Source organism: Ralstonia edaphi, assembly GCF_958350185.1.
Taxonomy (GTDB): Bacteria; Pseudomonadota; Gammaproteobacteria; order Burkholderiales; family Burkholderiaceae; genus Ralstonia; species Ralstonia edaphi.
The window spans coordinates 813,676-835,136 of record NZ_CATWHI010000002.1; the positions used below are offsets into that span (position 1 = coordinate 813,676).

At 63.4% G+C, this 21,461-nt stretch carries 21 protein-coding genes; 6 read left to right on the top strand and 15 right to left on the bottom strand.

What is annotated here, in order from left to right; translation table 11 throughout:
- The first annotated feature begins 35 nt into the window (after nt 1–35).
- On the top strand, nt 36–512 hold the full coding sequence (locus tag R2669_RS08945) for a GNAT family N-acetyltransferase (RefSeq protein WP_316899727.1): 477 nt from the start codon (nt 36–38) through the stop codon (nt 510–512).
- A 66-nt stretch (nt 513–578) separates the two neighbouring features.
- Here R2669_RS08945 and R2669_RS08950 read toward each other — a convergent pair whose 3' ends face one another.
- The 7 genes from R2669_RS08950 to R2669_RS08980 form a co-directional block, all read right to left on the bottom strand.
- Complete coding sequence (locus tag R2669_RS08950) at nt 579–1,295, bottom strand: ABC transporter ATP-binding protein (protein WP_004632015.1); 717 nt, start codon at nt 1,293–1,295, stop codon at nt 579–581.
- A gap of 16 nt (nt 1,296–1,311) precedes the next feature.
- The gene (locus R2669_RS08955; protein WP_004632013.1) at nt 1,312–2,088 is read right to left on the bottom strand and encodes an ABC transporter ATP-binding protein; all 777 of its coding nucleotides are present in this window, start codon (nt 2,086–2,088) and stop codon (nt 1,312–1,314) included.
- 13 nt (nt 2,089–2,101) lie between these two features.
- Nucleotides 2,102–3,229, bottom strand: coding sequence for an ABC transporter permease subunit (locus R2669_RS08960; RefSeq protein WP_316899729.1), 1,128 nt, complete (start codon nt 3,227–3,229; stop codon nt 2,102–2,104).
- Between the two features lie 13 nt (nt 3,230–3,242).
- A complete protein-coding gene (locus tag R2669_RS08965; protein WP_092972803.1) occupies nt 3,243–4,178 on the bottom strand; it encodes a branched-chain amino acid ABC transporter permease in 936 nt (311 codons plus the stop codon).
- A gap of 210 nt (nt 4,179–4,388) precedes the next feature.
- Nucleotides 4,389–5,597: a branched-chain amino acid ABC transporter substrate-binding protein gene (locus tag R2669_RS08970; RefSeq protein ID WP_147213321.1), complete on the bottom strand. Its 1,209-nt coding sequence runs from the start codon at nt 5,595–5,597 to the stop codon at nt 4,389–4,391.
- Nucleotides 5,598–6,051: 454 nt separating this feature from the next.
- Nucleotides 6,052–7,035 (bottom strand): 4-hydroxy-3-methylbut-2-enyl diphosphate reductase, encoded by a 984-nt coding sequence (gene ispH, locus R2669_RS08975; protein ID WP_316899730.1) that lies wholly within the window; start codon nt 7,033–7,035, stop codon nt 6,052–6,054.
- Nucleotide 7,036: 1 nt separating this feature from the next.
- Nucleotides 7,037–7,525 (bottom strand): FKBP-type peptidyl-prolyl cis-trans isomerase, encoded by a 489-nt coding sequence (locus R2669_RS08980; RefSeq protein ID WP_316889863.1) that lies wholly within the window; start codon nt 7,523–7,525, stop codon nt 7,037–7,039.
- Between the two features lie 118 nt (nt 7,526–7,643).
- Here R2669_RS08980 and radC point away from each other — a divergent pair, with 118 nt between their 5' ends.
- The 4 genes from radC to nadB all read left to right on the top strand — a co-directional run bounded on the left by radC (nt 7,644) and on the right by nadB (nt 10,695).
- Nucleotides 7,644–8,318, top strand: coding sequence for a RadC family protein (radC, locus tag R2669_RS08985; protein WP_147213324.1), 675 nt, complete (start codon nt 7,644–7,646; stop codon nt 8,316–8,318).
- Nucleotides 8,319–8,498: 180 nt separating this feature from the next.
- Nucleotides 8,499–8,732: a 50S ribosomal protein L28 gene (rpmB, locus tag R2669_RS08990; RefSeq protein ID WP_004631999.1), complete on the top strand. Its 234-nt coding sequence runs from the start codon at nt 8,499–8,501 to the stop codon at nt 8,730–8,732.
- 13 nt (nt 8,733–8,745) lie between these two features.
- Complete coding sequence (gene rpmG / locus R2669_RS08995; RefSeq protein WP_003262397.1) at nt 8,746–8,916, top strand: 50S ribosomal protein L33; 171 nt, start codon at nt 8,746–8,748, stop codon at nt 8,914–8,916.
- A gap of 177 nt (nt 8,917–9,093) precedes the next feature.
- On the top strand, nt 9,094–10,695 hold the full coding sequence (gene nadB / locus R2669_RS09000) for an L-aspartate oxidase (protein WP_147213325.1): 1,602 nt from the start codon (nt 9,094–9,096) through the stop codon (nt 10,693–10,695).
- A gap of 9 nt (nt 10,696–10,704) precedes the next feature.
- Here nadB and nadC read toward each other — a convergent pair whose 3' ends face one another.
- The 7 genes from nadC to purN all read right to left on the bottom strand — a co-directional run bounded on the left by nadC (nt 10,705) and on the right by purN (nt 18,500).
- Entirely contained in the window at nt 10,705–11,604 is a 900-nt protein-coding gene (nadC, locus tag R2669_RS09005) for a carboxylating nicotinate-nucleotide diphosphorylase (RefSeq protein ID WP_316899731.1), read from the bottom strand.
- A complete protein-coding gene (gene nadA / locus R2669_RS09010; RefSeq protein WP_147213327.1) occupies nt 11,601–12,749 on the bottom strand; it encodes a quinolinate synthase NadA in 1,149 nt (382 codons plus the stop codon). The genes nadC and nadA overlap by 4 nt, the downstream gene beginning before the upstream one ends.
- Before the next feature lie 187 nt (nt 12,750–12,936).
- Nucleotides 12,937–14,127, bottom strand: coding sequence for a DesA family fatty acid desaturase (locus R2669_RS09015; protein ID WP_316889868.1), 1,191 nt, complete (start codon nt 14,125–14,127; stop codon nt 12,937–12,939).
- 366 nt (nt 14,128–14,493) lie between these two features.
- Entirely contained in the window at nt 14,494–15,867 is a 1,374-nt protein-coding gene (locus R2669_RS09020) for a mechanosensitive ion channel family protein (protein ID WP_316899733.1), read from the bottom strand.
- 25 nt (nt 15,868–15,892) lie between these two features.
- A complete protein-coding gene (locus tag R2669_RS09025; RefSeq protein WP_316889870.1) occupies nt 15,893–16,462 on the bottom strand; it encodes a phospholipase D family nuclease in 570 nt (189 codons plus the stop codon).
- Nucleotides 16,459–17,853, bottom strand: coding sequence for an RsmB/NOP family class I SAM-dependent RNA methyltransferase (locus R2669_RS09030; protein ID WP_147213331.1), 1,395 nt, complete (start codon nt 17,851–17,853; stop codon nt 16,459–16,461). The genes R2669_RS09025 and R2669_RS09030 overlap by 4 nt, the downstream gene beginning before the upstream one ends.
- A complete protein-coding gene (gene purN, locus R2669_RS09035) occupies nt 17,850–18,500 on the bottom strand; it encodes a phosphoribosylglycinamide formyltransferase (protein ID WP_316899735.1) in 651 nt (216 codons plus the stop codon). Before purN ends, R2669_RS09030 begins: the two co-directional genes overlap by 4 nt.
- A 401-nt stretch (nt 18,501–18,901) precedes the next feature.
- On the opposite strand from purN, the gene R2669_RS09040 reads away from it, so the two are divergent.
- Nucleotides 18,902–19,567: a response regulator transcription factor gene (locus R2669_RS09040; protein WP_027680729.1), complete on the top strand. Its 666-nt coding sequence runs from the start codon at nt 18,902–18,904 to the stop codon at nt 19,565–19,567.
- Between the two features lie 60 nt (nt 19,568–19,627).
- On the opposite strand, the gene R2669_RS09045 is transcribed toward R2669_RS09040, so the two are convergent.
- On the bottom strand, nt 19,628–21,460 hold the full coding sequence (locus R2669_RS09045; RefSeq protein WP_092973020.1) for an ATP-binding response regulator: 1,833 nt from the start codon (nt 21,458–21,460) through the stop codon (nt 19,628–19,630).
- Nucleotide 21,461: the final 1 nt, after the last annotated feature.

A 21,461-nucleotide genomic window follows, 5' to 3' on the forward strand; every position in this document is an offset into this window, starting at 1 on the left:
ATCGCCTTACCCCTGTTCCCACTCTGAGGTTTGCCATGGCCGTGACGCGAGAAGTTCCGGCCACGGGGATCGTTTTGTCCGATGATCCCGCGTGGCTTCCGCTGGACCAGATCTACCACTTCCTTTCGCAGGAAACGTATTGGGCCCGCGGCCTGCCGCGCGACGTGTTCGACCGATCGGTCGCGAACTCGCTGTGCTTTGCCGCCTATCGACGGAACGACGATGGCTCGCATGGCGATCTCGTGGGCTTTGCGCGGGTCATTACCGACCGCGCGACGTTTGCGTATCTGTGCGATGTGTTCGTGCTGCCGGCATGGCGTGGGAAAGGCGTCTCGCACGCGCTGATGGATTTTCTGCGTGAGCATCCGGACCTGCAGACGCTACGGCGCACAGTGTTAGTGACAACGGGCGCCGACTGGCTTTATCGCAAGCATGGCTTTACCGATGTGCCCGAGGGCATTGGCTTCATGCAATTGCATCGGCCGAACATCTACACAGCCACGTCGGCCTGAAACGTCTAGCACGCGCAAAGAAAAAGCCCCGCGATTGCGGGGCTTCTTCATGATGCTTAAGGGTGCTTATTCGCCCAGGTAGGCGGCGCGCACCTTCGGGTCGTCGAGCATCTGCTTGGCATCGCCGCTCATGGTGATGAGACCGGAGTCCATCACGTAGCCGCGGTGCGCAGCCTGCAACGCCAGACGCGCGTTCTGCTCGACGAGCAGCACGGTCACGCCTTGCGCCGAGATGTCGCGCACGACCTCGAAGATCTTCTCGACCATGATCGGCGAGAGACCCATCGACGGCTCGTCCAGCAGCAGCAGCTTCGGTTGGCTCATCAGCGCACGCGCCATGGCCAGCATCTGCTGCTCACCGCCCGACATCGTGCCGGCCAGCTGGTTTGCACGTTCCTTCAGACGCGGGAAGATGCCGAACATGCGGTCGATGTCGGCCTTGATGTTGGCCTCGTCGTTGCGCGTGAAGGCGCCCATCTGCAGGTTCTCGGTGATGGTCATGCGCGCGAACACGCCGCGGCCTTCCGGCACCATCGCCAGGCCCTGCTTGAGCAGGTTGTAGCTCGGCACGCCCTTGATGGACTTGCCCAGATACTGCACATCACCGCCGGCCCAGCCCTGCAGGCCGGTGATGGCCTTCATGGTGGTCGTCTTGCCGGCGCCGTTGGCACCGATCAGCGTGACCAGTTCACCTTCGCGAATCTCCAGATCCACGCCCTTGACCGCCTGGATGCCGCCGTACGCGACCTTCAGGCTGTCGATCTTCAACATTACTGGTTTCATATTCCGTTCCTCTGCGTCAGTGCGCTGACGCGCCGAGGTAGGCCTCGATCACGGCCGGGTTGCTCTGCACTTCCTGCGGCAGACCTTGGGCGATCACCTTGCCGTAATCGAGCACGGTCAGGCGATTGCACAGGCCCATCACCAGCTTCACGTCGTGCTCGATCAGCAGGATGGTCTTGCCGTCGGAACGGATCTTGTCGAGCAGGCCACGGAGTTCCACCTTTTCCGTGGCGTTCATGCCGGCGGCCGGCTCGTCCAGGGCCAGCAGCTTGGGCTGCGTGGCCAGGGCACGGGCGATTTCCAGACGACGCTGGTGACCGTACGACAGGTTGCGCGCCGTGTAGTTGGCGTACTTGCCGATGCCGACGTAATCCAGCAGGTCGTGCGCCCAGTCTTCGATCGACTGCTCTTCTTCGCGTGCCGCCTTGGTGCGGAACACCGCGCCGATCAGGCCGGCCTTGGTGCGGACGTGGCGGCCGACCATGACGTTTTCCGCCGCAGTCATGTCGCCAAACAGGCGGATGTTCTGGAACGTGCGCGCAATGCCGGCCTTGGCCACTTCATGCACCGCGGTCGGCTGGTAGGGCGTGCCGCCCAGCACGAATTCGCCGGCATCCGGCGTGTACAGCCCCGTGATGACGTTGAAGAACGTGGTCTTGCCGGCGCCGTTCGGGCCGATCAGGCCGTAGATTTCGCCTTCGCGAATTTCCAGGCTCACGTCGGACAGCGCTTGCAGGCCGCCGAAACGCTTCTGGACTCCTCGGATCGAGAGGAGGACGTTGTTGTTGCTCATGTGCGTGCCTCCATCAGATACGGGACAGTCCACCAGCCCGCTGCTTTTGCGGACGGTCTTCCTTGCGCGGCGAGGGCCACAGGCCCGCAGGGCGATACAGCATCACCACCACCATCGCCAGGCCGAACAGCAGCTGACGAAGCACTTCCGCTTCCACGATCACATGGCCGAACAGCTTGTTCTGCACCGGCTCGGCCAGCGCACGCAGCAACTCCTGGAAACCGACCAGCAGAATGCCGCCCAGGATCACGCCCGGGATATGGCCCATGCCGCCCAGCACCACGATCGCCAGGATGTAGATCGACTCCCACAGCACGAACGATTCCGGCGACACGAAGCCCTGGAACGACGCGAACATCGCACCCGACACACCACCGAACGACGCACCCATCGCAAAGGCCAGCAGCTTGATGTTGCGCGTGTTGATGCCCATCGCCTTGGCGGCGATTTCATCTTCACGCAGCGCCACCCATGCACGACCGATACGCGAGTTCTGCAACCGCAGGCACACGATGATGATGATCGCGGCCAGGATCACGAACAGGTAGTAGTACATGTAGACCGAGTCGAAGCGGATGCCGAAGAAATCGTGGCGCTTCGAAAAGTCGAACCCGAAGATCTTGACCGGCTCGATCAGGTTGATGCCCTTCGGACCGTTGGTGATGTTCACCGGGCGGTCGAGGTTGTTCATGAAGATCCGGATGATTTCTCCAAAGCCCAGCGTCACGATGGCGAGGTAGTCACCGCGCAGCTTCAGCACCGGCGTGCCCAGCAGAATGCCGAACAGCGCCGCCAGCCCGGCACCCAGCGGAATCACCCACCAGACGATGAGGTGCAGCCCATTGGGGAACAGGTTGTGGATCCACTCGAACTGGTTGGTCAGGTGCGGCGAACCCAGCAACGCCATCATGTAGGCACCGACCGCGTAGAACGCGATGTAGCCCAAGTCGAGCAGGCCGGCAAAGCCCACCACGATGTTCAGGCCCAGGGCCAGCATGATGTACAGCAGTGCGAAGTCCAGCACGCGCACCCAGTAATTGCCACCTGCGGCTCCCACGACGAACGGCGCGAAGATCGCAAGGATCAGGAAGCCGTACAACGCGGCGCGCGTCTTCATCGGCGCTTTGAAATTTTCTGTCATGGCGCTCCCCTTCTTATGCGCGGTCCGCAACGCGTTCACCCATGATGCCGGACGGGCGGAACAGCAGCACGCCAATCAGCACGATGAATGCGAACACATCCTGGTAGTTCGAACCGAACACACCGCCAGTCAGATCGCCGATATAACCGGCACCCAGTGCTTCGATCAGGCCCAGCAGCATGCCGCCGACCATGGCGCCGGCCAGGTTGCCGATGCCGCCCAGCACTGCGGCGGTAAACGCCTTCAGGCCAGGGATGAAGCCCATGTAGAAGTGGGCGTTGCCGTAGTTGGTCGCCATCATCACACCGGCGACCGCTGCCATGGCAGCACCGATCATGAAGGTGGCGGAGATCACGAAGTTCGGGTTGACGCCCATCAGGCCTGCCACACGCTGGTTCTCGGCGGTCGCGCGCATCGCACGGCCGAGCTTGGTGCGGTTGACCAGCAGGATCAGCCCGACCATCACCAGGATCGACACCACGATGATGACGATTTCCTTGCCCGTAATCGTTGCGCCCGTGGAGCCGATATCAATCGGGCTCGAAGGCAGCAGTTGCGGGAAGGTGAGCGGGTTGCGCGACCAGATCATCATCGCCAGCGTCTGCAGCACGATCGACACGCCGATGGCGGTGATCAGCGGCGCCAGGCGCGGCGCATTGCGCAGCGGCCGGTAAGCGACACGTTCGATGGTGTAGGCCACGATGGCGCAGACCGGCATTGCAAACAGCAACGCGAACACCAGCGTGAGCCAGTCAGGCAGATTGGGGAAGTACTTCTGGAGGAAGTTGATGGCAGTCAGGGCAGACATTGCACCGACCATCAGAACATCGCCGTGGGCGAAGTTGATGATGCCGAGAATACCGTAGACCATGGTGTAGCCAAGTGCGATCAGCGCGTAAATGCTGCCGAGCACCAGACCGTTCACGATCTGCTGGATAAAGATATCCATGAGAACAGCTCCTGCTATGCCTTGCTTTGTTGTAGGCGACGGGATGACGTGCCCGCAAGGTATGCGATCAATCGGATGGGTAAGGTGAGGTTGCTGGTAAGCGGCCTGCCGAACGCGCCCATGGTGAGGGCCTTGTGTAACTGGCGAGGCTATAAAAAACGGCACCGCTAGGGTAGGCGCGGTGCCGTTTTCAGGGCGGTAGCCCTTCGATTACATCTTCACAACGTCAAGAACGCTCTTCTTCTTGTCCTTGTAGTTGTACAGGGTGATGGAACCTTGCTTCAGGTCACCCTTGTCGTCGAACGCGATGTTGCCGATCACGCCGTTGTAGTTGGTTGCCGGCATGGCAGCCAGGATCTTGGCCGGATCGGCCGAGTTGGCACGCTTCATCGCGTCGATGATCACGTTGACGGCGTCATACGTGAACGGTGCGTAGATCTGCACCGGCGTGTTGAAGCGCGCTTGGTACTTCTTCTCGAAGTCTGCGCCCTTCTCCATCTTCGACAGCGCCAGGCCTGCTTCCGAGCAGACGATGTTGTCGATTGCGTCGCCAGCCAGTTCGGCCACCTTGTCGGTACACACGCCGTCGCCGCCAACGATCTTGGCCGTGATGCCCAGTTCCTTGGCTTGCTTGGCGAACGGACCACCGGTGGCGTCCATGCCGCCGTACATGATCACGTCCGGCTTCTTGCCCTTGATCTTGGTCAGAATGGCCTTGAAGTCGGTCGCCTTGTCGTTGGTTGCCTCACGCGCCACGACATTCACGCCACCTGCCTTCGCGGTCTTCTCGAACTCGTCGGCCAGGCCCTTACCGTAGGCGGTGGCATCGTCAACGATGGCCACGGTCTTGGCGCCCAGGGTCTTGGCGGCGTAGTTCGCCAGAGCCGGACCTTGTTGCGCGTCGGTTGCAACCACGCGGTAGGTCGTCTTGAAGCCTTGCTTGGTGTAGTCGGGGTTGGTCGACGACGGCGAGATCTGCACGATGCCTGCATCGCTGTAGATCTTCGAGGCCGGGATCGAAACGCCCGAGTTCAGGTGGCCGACGACGGCAACAACGTGCTCGTCAACCAGCTTCTGCGCCACGGCGGTGCCGGTCTTCGGGTCGCCTGCATCGTCTTCACCGACCAGTTCCAGCTTGATCTTCTTGCCGTCGATGGTCAGGCCTTCCTTGTTGGCTTCTTCAACGGCCAGACGTGCACCGTTTTCGTTGTCTTTGCCAAGGTGAGCAATACCGCCCGTGAGCGGAGCCGCGTGACCGATCTTGACGACGGTCTCGCCGCCACCGGCAGCAGCAGCCGGAGCCGACGTTGCTGCAGGTGCAGCAGCTTGGTCTGCGGGCTTTTCCTCGTTCTTACCGCAAGCTGCTACGAGTGCCACGGCAGCCGCAAGCGGCAGAACTTTGGCAAACTTAATTTGCATGAGTGATCTCCTAGATCTCGCAAGAGCAAGAAGAGCGTCCTGCCTCCCGGCCGCTCCCCCTGCGCCGATTGTTTCAATTTGAAACGCGCGAATTGTATCCCCTTTTATTGCGGATGCAATACGCGTCGCAACAACGATTTCTACAGTAACTACGCCGCTTTACGGGCTTTCCCCAATGCCCAAACAGGCGTCATTTCGCGCAGGCATTCGCGAACGGCGCATAGCCATATCAAGAAGCATGCCAGACTAGGGGAAACCCCCTACCCACGCGGCTTGGCGGGCGATTGCCACGCTAAATCAAGGCTTCGCCGGTGTTGAAGAGGTTTTTGCAACGCACAAAACAAAACGGCCACTCCCCGAAGAAGTGGCCGTTGATTCCTCAAAAGCGCTTTATGCACCGCATTAGGGCGCACAGTTTTTGTGCGTTTTTAAGTGGGCATTTACATAAACGCATTCAATTGATTTGAAGCCCCCTCGGAAGGGGGAAGGACATGTTTTCCTGGATACCGTCCAGCGGGCGCACGGTACGCGCGCCCAGCGCCTTGAGCCGGTCCACGATCGACTGCGCCAGCTCTTCGGGCGCCGATGCCCCGGCCGTCAGACCCACGCGGCGCTTGCCGGCCACCCATTCTGGCTTTACCTGCTCAGGCGTATCCACCATATAAGCAGGCACGCCCAGCTTTTCAGCCAACTCACGCAGACGATTCGAGTTCGAGCTGTTCGGGCTGCCGACCACGATCACGACTTCCACCTGCGGCGCCATGAACTTCACGGCGTCCTGGCGATTCTGCGTCGCGTAGCAAATGTCCTGCTTCTTGGGCTCGTGCACGGCCGGATAGCGCGCCTTGATGGCCGCCACGATCTCCTGGGTCTCGTCCACCGACAACGTGGTCTGTGTCACGTAAGCCAGTCGCGTCGGGTCTTTCACTTCGAGGTGCGCAACATCATCGACGGACTCGACCAGCAGCATGCCGTCGTTGGCCTGCCCCATGGTGCCTTCCACCTCGGGATGACCCTTGTGCCCGATCATGATGATCTCGAAACTCTGCGCACGCATCTTCGAGACTTCGACGTGCACCTTGGTCACCAGCGGGCAGGTCGCATCGAACACGCGCAGACCGCGCGCCTCGGCCGCCTCACGCACCGCCCGCGACACACCGTGCGCGCTGAAGATCACCGTGCCGCCCACAGGCACATCATCGAGTTCCTGCACGAACACCGCGCCCTTGTTGCGCAGATCGCCAACCACATAGGCGTTGTGCACGATCTCGTGACGCACATAAATGGGCGCGCCAAACAGCTCGAGCGCGCGCTCGACAATCTCGATGGCGCGATCCACGCCGGCGCAGAAGCCGCGCGGCTGCGCCAGCAGGACCTCGGCGTCTGCCTGAGTGACAGGATCAATGGGATCGAGCGGGGCGTTCACGGCATTGCTCATATCAAAGAATGCCGATCAGCTGGACTTCGAACACGATCGTCTGGCCGGCCAGCGGATGGTTGAAGTCGAACAGCGCGGAGGTCTCGCCGACCTCCTTCAGCACGCCGGCATATTTACCGCCGCTGGGCGCATTGAATTCAACCAGGTCGCCCGGCTGGTAGTCCTCTTCGAACGAAGAGTTTTCCCGCAGCGTGGCCAGCGACACACGTTGCAGAAGTTCTGGATTGCGCGGACCGAACGCATGCTCGGGCGCCAGGCGGAATGTCGTGCGCTCGCCCTCGCGCATACCGAGCAACGCCTGCTCCAGCGTCGGCACCATCTGGCCCTGGCCGAGCAGCAGCGTGGCCGGCTTGTCGTCGAAGGTGGTGACGATATCCGTGTCGTTTTCCAGCGCGATGCGGTAGTGCAGCGTCAGAAATGAATCTGGGCCGACCACCTTGCCTGCGCCGCCTGGCGCCGTCGCGGACGCCTCGTTCACCAAATTTTGCACGCTCAACCTGCTTGACCAAAAAGTAACCCGTTATTGTACGTCAGCCATCCGCGCGGCCGCAGGCGTGTCGCGCGCCGCACTCCCGCTGGCAGGGCCTTTCTTCCGTTCATCGCATCCTATGGCAATCGTCGACTGGCCCGCCCACGAGCGGCCCCGAGAAAAGCTGCTCGCCCACGGCCCCGCCGCCCTCTCCGATGCGGAACTGCTGGCCATCTTCCTGCGCGTCGGCATGCCGGGCAAAAGCGCCGTCGACCTCGCTCGCGAACTGCTGGCGCACTTTGGATCACTTGGGCGGCTGTGCCATGCCTCACAAGAGGAGTTCTCGTCGATCAACGGTATGGGCCCCGCCAAGTACGCACAGCTGCACGCGCTGCTGGAAGTTGCCCGGCGCGCGCTGAAGGAAGACTTCACCCAGGGGCAGACCTTCGAGTCTCCACAAAGCGTGAAGGATTTTCTGCGCCTGACACTCGGCCACCGGCCGCACGAAGTCTTCGCCTGCTTCTTTCTAGATGTACGGCACCGGCTGATCGCCTGGGAAGAACTCTTCCGCGGCACACTGACCGAAGCCCGCGTCTATCCGCGCGAGATCGCCAAGCGCGCACTCCATCACAATGCAGCCGCAGTGATCCTTGCCCACAACCACCCTACCGGCAACACCGAACCCAGCGAGTCCGACATCACCCTGACCCGCGAGCTGCGCCGTGCACTGGCCACGCTCGATGTGATCGTTCTGGATCACATGATCGTTGGCCGCAGCCATGTCTACGGCTTCCTGGAACACGGCAAAATGTAGTGCCGACAACGCATCGCGCGGTGTCCAACAGCAATCCATCGATCTCGTTGATTTGTCAGCGGTTTTGTGTGTATAATCCGCGTTTCGCTGAAGTCCCACCTCTACAGTGGCGCTGCGCTTGGTTTTGGTCCCAGCGCCCGGTCGCAAACTGTAGCCAACGAATTTAGTTAGGAGTGCTCCATGGCACGCGTCTGTCAAGTGACCGGGAAAGCGCCGATGGTCGGCAATAACGTTTCCCACGCAAACAACAAGACCAAGCGCCGTTTTCTGCCGAACCTGCAGAATCGCCGCTTCTGGGTCGAATCCGAAAACCGCTGGGTGAGCCTGCGCGTCTCGAACGCTGGTCTGCGCCTGATCGATAAAAAAGGCATCGACGAAGTGCTCGTGGACCTGCGCGCACGCGGCGAAGTCTAATTAGGAGTTAAACATGGCCAGCAAAGGCGGACGCGACAAGATCAAGCTGGAATCGACCGCAGGTACGGGTCATTTCTACACGACCACCAAGAACAAGCGCACCAAGCCGGAAAAGATGGAGATCATGAAGTTCGATCCCGTCGCCCGCAAGCACGTCGCTTACAAGGAAACCAAGATCAAGTAATCCTCGCGGATTGCGCATCTTGTTTCCGTCGGCATGACCGACAGCAAAAACCCGCTTTCAGGCGGGTTTTTTGTTGCCTGCTGTTTGGCGCATGCTGCGGTGTACACTGCTTCTCTTTCCGATTGACACGCGACTGTGTTACCTCCAGCCGCGCCTGCACCGCACCCCGCGTCTTCCATGAATTTCGATGTTGCCGTTGTTGGCAGCGGCTTGGCGGGCCTGACCGTCGCCCTGCACCTAGCCGATCACCGTCGCGTGGTCGTCATCAGCAAACGCAGCCTGCCGGAAGGCGCCAGCGATTGGGCACAGGGCGGCATTGCCGCAGTGCTCGATTCAGGTGACAGCCATGACGAGCACGTCGACGACACGCTCATTGCCGGCGCGGGACTGTGCGATGAGGCCGCTACGCGCTACATCGTCGAAAACGGCCGCGCGGCCATTGAATGGCTGATTGGCCATGGCGTGCCTTTTACGCGCGACGAGCAGGCCGAACTCGGCTTCCACCTGACGCGTGAAGGCGGCCATCGCCATCGACGCATCATCCACGCCGCCGATGCCACCGGCCATGCCGTGGTCACGACGCTGGTTGAGAAGGTGCGCAATCACCCGAACATCACGCTGCTGGAAGACCATTTCGCGATCGACCTGATTACCGACGCGAAGCTGGGCCTGCCCGGCATGCGCTGCCATGGCCTGTACGCGCTCGACATTGCGTCAGGCCACGTCAAGACGATTACCGCGAGCCAAACTGTGATGGCCACGGGCGGCGCGGGCAAGGTCTATCTCTATACGACGAATCCCGACACGGCCAGTGGCGACGGGATCGCCATGGCATGGCGCGCGGGCTGCCGTGTGGCGAACATGGAGTTCATCCAGTTCCACCCCACGTGCCTGTACCACCCGTTCGCGAAGTCCTTCCTGATTACCGAAGCTGTGCGCGGCGAAGGCGGCAAGCTGATCCTGCCCGACGGCACGCGCTTCATGCCTGCGCACGATGAGCGAGCGGAGCTGGCGCCGCGCGATATCGTCGCCCGCGCCATCGACTTCGAGATGAAGAAGCGCGGCCTGGACTGCGTCTATCTCGACATCAGCCATCAGAGCCCGGCGTTCCTCAAGGAACATTTCCCGACCATCATGGCGCGCTGCCTGGAGCTTGGCATCGACATCACGCGCCAACCGATTCCGGTCGTGCCGGCAGCGCACTACACGTGCGGCGGCGTGGTGACGGACCATCTTGGCCGCACGGATATCGCTGGCCTGTACGCGGTCGGCGAGACGGCTTACACCGGCCTGCACGGCGCCAACCGCCTGGCGAGCAATTCGTTGCTCGAATGCATGGTGATCGGGCGCGGCGCGGCGGAAGACATCCTCGCGCAACCGGCCTCCGGCCCAACATCGGTGCAGATTCCCGCATGGGACGAAAGCCGCGTGACTGATCCCGATGAGGAAGTCGTCGTGTCGCACAACTGGGACGAACTGCGCCGCATGATGTGGAACTACGTCGGCATCGTGCGCACGAACAAGCGGCTTGAGCGCGCGCAGCACCGCATTGCCCTGTTGCGCGAAGAAATTACGGAGTACTACGCCAACTTCCGCGTGAGCCACGATCTGCTGGAATTGCGCAACCTCGTCGAGGCTGCCTCGCTGATCGTCGATAGCGCGCTGTCACGGCATGAGAGCCGCGGCCTGCATTTCTCGCGCGACTACCCCGAAACGTTGCCCAAGGCGCTGCCGACGGTCATGCAGCCGACCCATCGGCAGATCGCCCGGAAACGCTGAGGCCAGGGCTTAGTCGACGATCCGCAAAGAGAAGTCGGTTGCGCGCACGTCTTTCGTGAGCGCGCCGACGGAGATGCGGTCTACGCCCGTCTCGGCAAAGGTGCGGATCGTCTCGATGTTCACGCCGCCAGACACCTCCAGCAGCGCCCTCCCCGCGGTCACGCGTACAGCCTCGCGCATCGCAGCCGGCTCGAAGTTGTCGAGCAGCACGGACGTGGCACCGGCCGCCAGCGCCTCATCCAGCTGCGCGAGCGTTTCCACCTCAACCTGGATCGTCACGCCGGCATTCAACGCCTGCGCCGCGCGCAGGGCCGCCGTCACACCACCTGCCGCCGCGATATGGTTTTCCTTGATCAGGATGCCGTCGTACAACGCGAGGCGTTGATTCTCACCGCCACCGATCCGCACGGCGTACTTCTGCGCCATGCGCAGACCCGGCAACGTCTTGCGCGTGTCGAGCACGCGGGCGCGCGTGCCGGCAATGACCTCGGCGTAACGCGACGTCGTTGTCGCCACACCGGAAAGCAATTGCAGAAAGTTCAGCGACGGGCGCTCGGCCGTCAGTAGCGAGCGCGCCGGGCCTTCGATCTCGCACACCACCGAATTGGGCGCCATGCGGTCGCCTTCGTGCTGGCGCCACGTGACACGCAGCGTCGGGTCAACGGCGCGCATGCATGCATCAAACCAAGGCGTGCCGCACAGCACAGCGTCCTCGCGGACGATCACCCGCGCGCGCGCATGGCGATCGGCGGGAATCAGCAAGCCGGTGCGGTCACCTGTGCCGACGTCTTCGGCAATGGCTGCGGCCACGTTGGCGGACAACGCCTCGCGCAGTGCCGGACCAAAGCTATCGAAAATTGCCTCAGCCGAAAGGGCAAGACTTGTCGTGTTCATTTGTGTTGCCGTCATGCCGGGCCGATTCCTTGAAAGAGTTGTGCGTTGGCGGCCAGGTCGCCTTGCGGGCGAACCGCGGCTTTCTCGCGCGCGGCAAAATCGAGCATGCGGTCGATGCAGACCACGGCTTGCTGCCCGATGGCCGGATCGACGTGAATCTCGTTGCGACCGGTTTCCAGCACCTCGGCCAGATTGGTCAGCGCGTTCATCGCCATCCACGGGCAATGCGCGCAGCTCTTGCACGTGGCAGCGTTACCAGCCGTCGGGGCCTCGATGAAGCGCTTGCCGGGGGCGGCCATCCGCATCTTGTGCAGGATGCCGTTGTCGGTCGCGACGATGAATTCCTGCGCCGACAACGACTGCGCCGCGGCAATCAGTTGCGAAGTCGAACCCACCACATCAGCCTGCGCCACCACCGATTCCGGCGATTCCGGGTGCACGAGAATCTTCGCGTTCGGGTGTTCGGCGCGCAGCAGGTCAAGCTCGACGCCCTTGAATTCGTCGTGCACCAGGCACGAGCCCTGCCACATCAGCATGTCGGCACCGGTCTGCTTCTGAATGTAGCTGCCGAGATGACGATCCGGTGCCCACAGGATCTTCTTTCCCTGGGCGTGCAGGTGCTGCACGATCTTCAGGCCAATGGACGAGGTCACCATCCAGTCGGCGCGCGCCTTCACGGCGGCGCTGGTATTGGCATAGACGACCACGGTGCGATCCGGATGCGCATCGCAGAAGGCAGCGAACTCATCCGGCGGGCAACCCAGATCCAGCGAGCACGTCGCATCGAGATCCGGCATCAGCACGGTCTTTTCGGGGCTCAGAATCTTGGCGGTCTCGCCCATGAAGCGCACGCCCGCCACGACCAATGTCTTGGCCGAATGATCACGGCCAAAGCGCGCCATTTCCAGCGAATCGGATACGCAGCCACCGGTTTCTTCGGCCAAGTCCTGCAGGTCGGCGTCAACGTAGTAGTGCGCAACCAACACGGCCTCGCGCTCCTTGAGCAGGCGCTTGATGCGGGCTTTCAGGTCGTCGCGTTCCTCGCGCGACAGCACCGGCGGCACCTTGGCCCAGGCGTGGGCGACGCAGCTTGCGCCGGATTGCGCCTCGGAAAGCATATCCGGGCGCTCGAATTCAACCGTCTTGATGTGGGTTTCCATGGTGGTCTCCGCGTCCATTCGCGCTATGAAGGCGCCAAGAAGCTGGCGCGGCAATGAAACGGACGGCGTGTGAGGAGGACTGGCACCGCGATACATTGTCGCGGCTTGTTAAAAATGTGAGTTGGGGCAGTTTACCCAAAAGAAAAGCCCCGCTGCGGAGCGGGGCTTCACCTATGAAACAAGAAACTCAGGCGTAGCGGCGCAGGCGAACAGCGAATTCCTGCAGCGCGTGGATGCCGCTTTCCTCGGCACGCTTGCACCACTCTTGCAGCTGATGCAGCAGCTGCTCGCGCGTGGCGTTCGAACGGCCCCAGAGGGCGCCAAGCTCGCGGCGCATCTCAACGAAGGTGTGCAGCGCCGAGTGGTCCGACACGATTTGCGAGAGCTGCTCGCGCTGCGGCGCGCCCAGCTTGGTCTCGTCGCGGTGGAACCACTTGCGGGCGGGCTTCAGCGCGCGGTACTCGACAGCGCGCGAATCCTTCAGCTTGGCCAGCTCTTGGCGATAGGCCGCCTTGACGGTCTTGGCGTAGCGGGCCATCACGTCGTAGCGGTTGGCGATGATGGCTTCCAGCGTGTTTTGGTCGACCGGCTTCACGTCGCCAAAGCGGGCCTTGGGCGCCACCTTCTTGACCTTCGCCAAACCGACGATTTCGAGCGCGCGGATGTAGCCCCAGCCGATGTCGAACTCATACCACTTGACCGAGAACTTGGCCGACGTGGCGTACGTGTGGTGGTTGTTGTGCAGCTCTTCGCCGCCGATGATGATGCCCCACGGCGACACGTTCGTCGAAGCGTCTTCGCAGTCGAAGTTGCGGTAGCCCCAGAAGTGGCCCAGACCGTTGATGATGCCGGCAGCGTGGATCGGAATCCACAGCATCTGCACGGCCCACACCGTCAGGCCGAGCGCACCGAACATCAGCACGTCGAGGATCAGCATCAGACCGACGCCTTGCCACGTGAACTTCGAATACACGTTCCTCTCGACCCAATCGTCCGGCGTACCGTGGCCGAACTTCTGGATCGTTTCCTTGTTCTTGGCCTCGGCGCGATACAGCTCAGCGCCTTCCATCAGCACCTTGCGGATGCCACGGGTCTGCGGGCTGTGCGGATCCTCTTCGGTTTCGCACTTGGCGTGGTGCTTGCGGTGAATGGCGGTCCATTCCTTGGTGACCATGCCCGTCGTCAGCCACAGCCAGAAACGGAAGAAGTGTCCGGCGATGGGATGCACGTCCAGCGCCCGGTGCGCTTGGCAGCGGTGCAGAAAAATCGTGACGCTGGCGATGGTGATGTGCGTCATCACCAGCGTGAAAATCAGGATTTGCCACCAGGCCCAATCCAGGGTGCCGTTGGCAAGGAAAGTCAGAAAGGAGTCGATCAAAGTGTTCTCCGTGGTCAACTCGGGTGATCAAAGCAACCCTTGGTCCATAAACCAGACTTGGTTGCCTCTTAAGGCCATCCGCTGTCGCAGCGTTACGACAATGGGGTCGGGTTGGCGGGGACTCGGGTGCTGGCACCCGACTTGCGCGTCACATCGGCGAGCTTTCGGCCGCCGCTTATATGACCTCCGCCCCAGCGCAATACAAGGTATTCGCGGCGCCTTGTCGCAAGTGCTATGCCTTTGCGAGGGGCCGTCTGATCCTACGAGGGAGCATTCAGCATTTTAACCGAATAGCCCCTCTATTCCATGGGGGAAAACCGCCGATTTGACCTCAGACAAGGGCGCACCGTTCCCCCTGCAGATATGTTAGGAGGGCACGAAGGAGCCAGATGCGGCTGCCGCATCACCTGAAGTGCCTGACGCGCCCTGCAAGGCCAGCGGCCCGAGGACACGCACTTCGCGCTGGGGATACGGAATGTCGATACCCGCCTCCTTGAAGCGGCGATAGATCGCCCGGTTCAGGTCGGACTGCACGCCAAGCTTGCCGTTGTGCGGATCGCCGATCCACACGCCGAGTTCGTACTCGATGCCGCTGTCGGCAAAGAGGGCCATGAACGCGGCGGGCGCCGGCTCGGGAAGAACACGCGGGATGCCCTCGGCGCATTGCACCAGCAGCGCCAGCACGGCTTCCGGGTCGGCGGCATACGATGCCTGGACGCGCACCGCCACGCGCACGGTGCCGCGCTCGTTGTGGTTCTGCACGGCCTGCGCGACCATCAGTTCGTTGGGGACAAGCGTATCGCCATCGCCGTTGCGCACCACGGTGTAGCGGGTGCGGATCTGCGTGACGATGCCGGTGTACGTGCTGACCGTGATCTGATCGCCCAGCTTGAGCGAGCGCTCCAGCAGGATGATGAAGCCCGAGACGTAATTGCTGGCGATCTTCTGCAGGCCGAAGCCCAGGCCGACGCCAAGCGCGCCGCCAAACACCGACAGCACCGTCAGGTCGATGCCCACCAGCGACAGGCTGAGCAGCAGCGACACCAGCAGCAGCACCGCCTTGGTCACGCGCGACAGCACCACCTTCAGGTTGGCATCAATGGCCGAAGCACGCGTGATGCGGCTGTCCAGCCACGAGCCGAACCACATCGCCACGAGCACCGTGACGAGAATCCACACCACGCCCATCAGCATGGCCGCCAGGCTCACCTTCTGCTTGCCGCCCAGCGCAAAGCGGATGCCGTCGAGGTAATCCACCACATCGCCGAGCACGCCCAGCACGTAGAGCACCATGCCGATCCACATCAGCGTGGTCAGCACGCGCTCCGCAACCACCAGCATGCCATGCAGCTCGCCGTTGGCCGACAGCACGCGGCGCAATACGTAGAAGCCGAGATAGAGGATCGCCAGGCCAAACAGCGGCACCGCCGCCAGCCGGAACACGCTGATCGGCATGGTGCCGACCAGGGCATAGCGCGCGCCCACCACGAGCAGCCAGCCGATCAGCGGGAACATCGCCCGCTCGAGGCTCGACCAGGCAAAACGCAGGGCGAACGTCTCGTTCACATGCGCTGCATGCAGGCGCCGCGAAATCGGGCGTGCAACCAGCCAGGCGGCAACGAGCACCAGCACCAGCACGCCCAGCTGCCAGATGAAGCGCGGGCCACCGAGATCGGACACGATGTCGTCGAGCATGTGGCCCAGCGCGATGTGGTTCAGGTTCAGCGGCAATCCGTTCATTGGGTTGACGGGTGATTGCGAACCCTTACTGGGTCCGATAGGGCAACGCGTCACCCGCATGCTTCTGCCAGTTGGCGGCATAGCGCTGGGCGAGATCGGCGTCGCCGCGCACGATCAATACGTTCTCGGCATTGCCACGCTGCGCGGTCTGCGTGAAATTGAAGCTGCCCGTGACCAGCACCGGATGCGCGCCGCGCGGGTCGATCACGATGACCTTGTTGTGTGCGTTCTTGTAGCGCACCTCCAGCCAGACGGGGATGCCCGCGTTGGCGACCTCGGGCACGCGGCTGCCGCCGGAGCGCGTCATCTGCTCGCGGTCAGCCAGCACGCGCACATCCACGCCACGCTGATGCGCCGCCAGCAGTGCACGCGTAATCGCCTTGTTCGACAGCAGATACGCCTGCACCAGCACCTGCTCGCGCGCCTGGTCGATGGCATCGGCCAACAACCCTTCGATGTCGTCGTCGGGCGTGAACGCGGCCTGCACTGTGCCCTTGGCCGGCTGCACCGGCGGCGCGCTGCGGGCCTGAGCCACGCCACCTGCGGCAAACAACAGCCATGCGGCCACCAGCCAACCCAAGCGGCGCACCATCATGCGCGGCGCTCCAGGACGGCAGCGAAGAAGCCGTCGGTCTGATGCGTGTGCGGATACAGCTCCAGGTAGGGCCCCATTTCCAGCGCGATCTTCTGCGCGGCCAGCACCTCGCCGGCGGGCACAAGCACGAAGTCTTCGTGTGCAGCCAGGAACTGCTCGACCACCTGCTGGTTCTCGCGCGCCAGGACGCTGCAAGTCGCGTAGACGAGGCGGCCACCCGCCTTCAGCAGCCGCGCCGCCGATGTCAGGATCGACAGCTGCTTGGCCGACATTTCCTCGACGGCCTGCGCAGATTGGCGCCACTTCAGGTCCGGATTGCGGCGCAGCGTGCCCAAGCCGCTGCACGGCGCATCGACCAGCACGCGATCAATCTTGCCCGCCAGGCGCTTGACTTTGGCATCGTGCTCGCTGTCGATACGGCTCGGATGCACGTTTGACAGGCCGCTGCGCGCCAAGCGCGGGCCGAGGTTCGACAAGCGCTTTTCCGATACGTCAAAGGCATACAGGCGCCCCGTCGAGCGCATTGCTGCGCCAATCGCCAGGGTCTTGCCGCCGGCCCCGGCGCAGAAATCGACCACCATCTCGCCGCGCTTGGGCGCCAGCAATTGGCACAGCAGTTGGCTGCCCTCGTCCTGCACCTCGACCGTGCCGTTGGTGAAGATGTCGAGCTTGTTCAGCGCCGGCTTGCCCGCCAAGCGGATGCCCACCGGCGAGAGCGGCGCTGCAGCGCCTTCGATACCGGCTTCGGCCAGCGTGGCGAGCACGGCGTCGCGTTCGCCCTTGAGCGTGTTCACACGCAGATCCAGCGGCGCTGGCGTCAACCACGCTTGCGCCAGCGCTTCGGTGAACTCGGCACCGTGCTGGGCAACCAGCGCGTCGAACAGCCAGTCGGGCAGATTGGCGCGCACGCGGGCCGCCAGCGCGGCGCGGTCGCGGTTTTCCCAGCGGTCGAGCCATTCTGCTTCGGCCGGGTTCAAGAACGGGGCAATGGCCTCGCGTCCGGCGGTCTGCAACAAGCCGAGCAGCACGAGGCGACGGCGCGCCGGGCCGGTGCCGCTCTCCGCAAACTGGCCGAACTCCACTTTTCGGCGCAGCACCGCAAACGCCGCTTCGGCGATGATGCCGCGCTCGCGGTGGCCCAGTTCGTGGTGCTCGCGAAAGTACTGGCTGACCACCATGTCGGCGGGCGCCGCAAAGTGCAGCAGGCGCGCAAGCACCTTGTCCAGGTGCTCCAGATGACTGCCATGCACGCCCGTGCGGGGACGCGGAGCGCTGCGCGGCGCGGGCTTGCCCTGGGGCGCCCGATACCAGCCACCGCCACCGGAACCCGCGCGCTTGTTGCCCGATCCGCCGTTTCCGTTGCCGCGCGAACGCTGACGATCCTGGCTCATGCTGCCTCCCGGGCGTTGACGCCAATGACAAGCTGCGATTCGTCCGGCGAGACGCGCACCACACCGTCTTCGATCGACAACCGCCCTTCCACGAACCAGCGCACGGCACGGGGGTAAATCGTGTGTTCCTGCGCCAGCAGCCGCCCGGCCAGCGAATCTGGCGTGTCGTTCTGACGCACGTCAATGATGGCCTGCAGCACGATCGGGCCGTGATCCAGGTCAGCGGTAACGAAATGCACTGTGGCACCGTGCACCTTCACGCCCATGGCCAGCGCGGCCTCGTGCGTATGCAAACCGGGGAAGCACGGCAGCAGCGACGGGTGAATGTTCAGCATGCGGCCCGCGTAGCGCTTTACAAAGCCGGGCGTAAGGATGCGCATGAAGCCGGCCAGCACCACCAGATCGGGCGAAAAGCCGTCGATCACCTGCGCCAGGGCGGCGTCGAAGCTGTCGCGATCGGGGAAAGCCTTGTGGTCGACCACCGCGGTGGCAATGCCGTGCGACGCGGCAAATTTAAGTCCTGCCGCATCGGGCCGATTAGAAATGACGGCGGCAATGCGTCCCGACCAACCTTCTGCCTGACAGGCGCGGACAATGGCTTCCATATTGGAGCCGCGTCCGGAAATGAGAATGACGATGTTTTTCATCGCGGCATTTTATCAAGTGCGCCGGAGTTCCCCGAGAAAATCGGGTGTGACGCCTGCGCGGCCATGCCGCGGGCGCTTTTGCAGCCACCGTGGCATTTTGCCGACGCGTGCCGGAAAAAACCCAGTCGCGCCGATAAAAGGAAGGGGCAACCGTTGGCGTGCTTTGGCGCGCTCTGATAATCTCAGCACCATAATTGTCCGCGCTCCCGAGGGTCGGGTGGGCAGCCAGCGGTGATCCGACGCGCATCCAGCGTCCGCTCATCGTGCGCTGCAACATCGTGCGGACGATACCGTGACGGTCGATCGGCACCGGGTGAGACGCCCGGCCCGTCGGCCATCGCCCGCGCCGGGTCGACACGCGTACAACAACAAGAGGGCAGTGCCCTCACCGGGGAATAAGAATGACGAGCTCGCTGCGTAGCCTGCTGGTGGTCGACGACCACCCTCTCGCCTTGTCTGGCACGACCACGTTTCTTGCACACGCCTTGCCTGAAGTTCAGGTGCACGCGGCCATTGGCCGGCGCCAGGCGCTCGCGCTGGTGGAAGAAGGCGTCCGGCCGGACGTCGTGCTGCTGGACGTGTGGCTGTCCGATTGCACCGGCTTCGACGCCATGCGCGAGCTGCGCGGCAAACTGCCGGAAGCGCGCTTTGCCTTCATGTCGGCGGAAAACACGCCGGAAATCGTCGCCAAGGCCCAAGCGCTGGGCGCCATCGGCTTCATCGGCAAGCACGCCGATGCGCATGCCTTCTCCAAGGCAGTCGCCGGCATCTTTGGCGGCGATGCATCCTTCCCGTCGGAAGACGATATGGGCGGCACGAACGGCAAGGGCGGCGCCTCGCACGGCATCCCGATCACGCCGGCGGAACTGGGGCTGACGCCGCGTCAGGGCTCGGTGCTGGCACTGTTGCTCGAAGGTCTGCCGAACAAGTCGATTGCACGCCAGTTGGGCCTGACGGAAAACACCGTCAAAGAGCACGTCTCGGCGATTTTGCAGCGGCTCGGCGTGCGCACGCGCATCCAGATCATCTCGCGCATGGAGCGCTTTCGCCTGACCGGCGCGGCCTGAACTGCAGGCCGGTCTGATCATCGCGGCGCCGCCATCAAACGGCGCCGTTTTACATTCCGCTCAATAAGCGACCTGGGGCTCGGCCGAGCGGCCGCGCAGCCAGCGCTTGAGCAGCACGCGCAGCATGTTCGGGTCCATCGGCTTGGCCAGCAGCAGATAGCCGGCTTCTTCGGCGCGCGCCAGGGCGGCCGAGTTGCGATCGCCGGTCAGCAGCACGGCGTGGGCATCGGGGTGGCTGACCTGCCAGCGCTCGAGCAATTGCAGGCCGTCTTCCTCGCCGGGCAGGCGCAAGTCGCAGAAGATGATCTGCGGACGGATGCCGCGCGCGAGCAGTTGCTCGGCGGAACGGCCATCTGCGGCGCTATGGACTTCGACGCCCCAGGCTTCGAGCAGCGCGTGCCAAGCCTTGCGGATCTGCGGGTCGTCATCGACCACCAGCACCACGCCTGAGAACCGCGGCTGGTCGAGCACGGCGCGCTTCTGCTCGGCGCGCGGCTGGGTGGCCAGCGGCGCCTTGATCTCAGCAGGCACCGGCCGCAGCGCCATCCAAAACATCGAGCCGCGCCCCGGCACCGAGCGCACGCCAAACGTGCCGCGCAGCAGACGCACACATTCCTTGTAGATCGACAGGCCCAAACCCAGACCCTGGCTCGGATCGCGCTCGGGGTTTTCGACCTGGTAATACGTCGAGAAGATGTCTTTCTGGTGCTCCGGCGCGATGCCGATGCCGGTATCCCACACCTCGATCCGCAAATGCTTCTGGCGCACGCGCAGCGCCACCATCACGCCGCCGCGCTCGGTGTAGCGCAGCGCGTTCTGCAGGAGGTTGAACAGCGCCCGACGCAGCAGCACCGGCTCGGCCATCCCAAACACGGGCAGCGGCGGAATGCGCGCCGCGAGCGTCAGGCCCTTGGCGCGCGCGTCCGGCATGAACTGCTGAACCACCTCGGTGATCACCTCGCCCAGATCCACCGGCTCCAGCGTCGGCGAGGTCTTGCGGCTCTCCAGCTTGGAGAGGTCCAGCAGCGAGCGGAACAGCAAATCGATGGTCGCAGCACCCGAAGCGAGTTGCTCCACCAGCGGCGCCAAGGATTCCGACTGGTTGCGCGCCCGCAGCGCCTCCACCAGCAGCACGATCGCGTGCACCGGCTGGCGCAAGTCGTGGCTGGCCGCGGCGAGGAAGCGCGATTTTTCTTCCGAGGCGGACAACGCGCGCTGCTTCTCGTCCTGATAGCGGCGCGCGAGCTGGCGGCTCTCGTTCTCAAGCTGGATTTCGCGCACGAGCGTGTTGTGGATGTTCACAGCATGCCGCGTCAGCAGCGCCGCAAAAAACAGCAGCACGCCGCGCAAATACAGCCCGTGCCCCGGAAACGCCTGTTCGGCCAGCACAAAGTGCGGCGCCAGGATGCCCGTCCCGAGGATCAGCAAACTGGATGGCACCGGCGCCTGCGACAACACCGCCGCTGCCGCCACACCGATGATCACGATCATCAGCAGGCTGCTGAACTCCAGCGACGGCGACATCAGATACAGCCCCGCCGAACAGCCCCACGCCACCCCGCCCACCGCCGACATGACGTGCATGCCCGTCCACCACTTGCGGGTGTGCGCGGCCAGCGTCATGCGGGTCAGGTCGTAGCGGTAGCCGAAATAGAAGCGCAGGCCCGACGCCGTGAGGCACAGCATGATGAGGCACCAGCCCAGCAGCACCGGGCGGTTCGAGGCGTCCCAGAACGCGGCGACCGTCAAGGCGGGCAGGACAACGGAGGCGGCGATCCCCATGGGCGCCCCGCGATGCACGGCGGCGAGCAACTTGGCTCGGGCGTCCAGTTCAAGCGGCGCACGGCTGGCAAGCCCGAACTTGGCGAAGAAAAGGCGCAGCGAGGCGTTCAAG

Excerpts from the sequence above, each read along its gene's own strand:
- R2669_RS09040 (WP_027680729.1), top strand. The coding sequence starts at position 18,902 with ATGACGAGCTCGCTGCGTAGCCTGCTGGTGGTCGACGACCACCCTCTC.
- radC (WP_147213324.1), top strand. The coding sequence starts at position 7,644 with ATGGCAATCGTCGACTGGCCCGCCCACGAGCGGCCCCGAGAAAAGCTG.
- R2669_RS08945 (WP_316899727.1), top strand. The coding sequence starts at position 36 with ATGGCCGTGACGCGAGAAGTTCCGGCCACGGGGATCGTTTTGTCCGAT.
- R2669_RS09025 (WP_316889870.1), bottom strand. The coding sequence starts at position 16,462 with ATGATGGTGCGCCGCTTGGGTTGGCTGGTGGCCGCATGGCTGTTGTTT.
- nadB (WP_147213325.1), top strand. The coding sequence starts at position 9,094 with ATGAATTTCGATGTTGCCGTTGTTGGCAGCGGCTTGGCGGGCCTGACC.
- R2669_RS09030 (WP_147213331.1), bottom strand. The coding sequence starts at position 17,853 with ATGAGCCAGGATCGTCAGCGTTCGCGCGGCAACGGAAACGGCGGATCG.
- R2669_RS09020 (WP_316899733.1), bottom strand. The coding sequence starts at position 15,867 with ATGAACGGATTGCCGCTGAACCTGAACCACATCGCGCTGGGCCACATG.
- R2669_RS08955 (WP_004632013.1), bottom strand. The coding sequence starts at position 2,088 with ATGAGCAACAACAACGTCCTCCTCTCGATCCGAGGAGTCCAGAAGCGT.
- rpmG (WP_003262397.1), top strand. The coding sequence starts at position 8,746 with ATGGCCAGCAAAGGCGGACGCGACAAGATCAAGCTGGAATCGACCGCA.
- R2669_RS08950 (WP_004632015.1), bottom strand. The coding sequence starts at position 1,295 with ATGAAACCAGTAATGTTGAAGATCGACAGCCTGAAGGTCGCGTACGGC.
- ispH (WP_316899730.1), bottom strand. The coding sequence starts at position 7,035 with ATGAGCAATGCCGTGAACGCCCCGCTCGATCCCATTGATCCTGTCACT.
- nadA (WP_147213327.1), bottom strand. The coding sequence starts at position 12,749 with ATGGAAACCCACATCAAGACGGTTGAATTCGAGCGCCCGGATATGCTT.
- R2669_RS08965 (WP_092972803.1), bottom strand. The coding sequence starts at position 4,178 with ATGGATATCTTTATCCAGCAGATCGTGAACGGTCTGGTGCTCGGCAGC.
- R2669_RS08970 (WP_147213321.1), bottom strand. The coding sequence starts at position 5,597 with ATGCAAATTAAGTTTGCCAAAGTTCTGCCGCTTGCGGCTGCCGTGGCA.
- rpmB (WP_004631999.1), top strand. The coding sequence starts at position 8,499 with ATGGCACGCGTCTGTCAAGTGACCGGGAAAGCGCCGATGGTCGGCAAT.
- R2669_RS08960 (WP_316899729.1), bottom strand. The coding sequence starts at position 3,229 with ATGACAGAAAATTTCAAAGCGCCGATGAAGACGCGCGCCGCGTTGTAC.
- nadC (WP_316899731.1), bottom strand. The coding sequence starts at position 11,604 with ATGACGGCAACACAAATGAACACGACAAGTCTTGCCCTTTCGGCTGAG.
- purN (WP_316899735.1), bottom strand. The coding sequence starts at position 18,500 with ATGAAAAACATCGTCATTCTCATTTCCGGACGCGGCTCCAATATGGAA.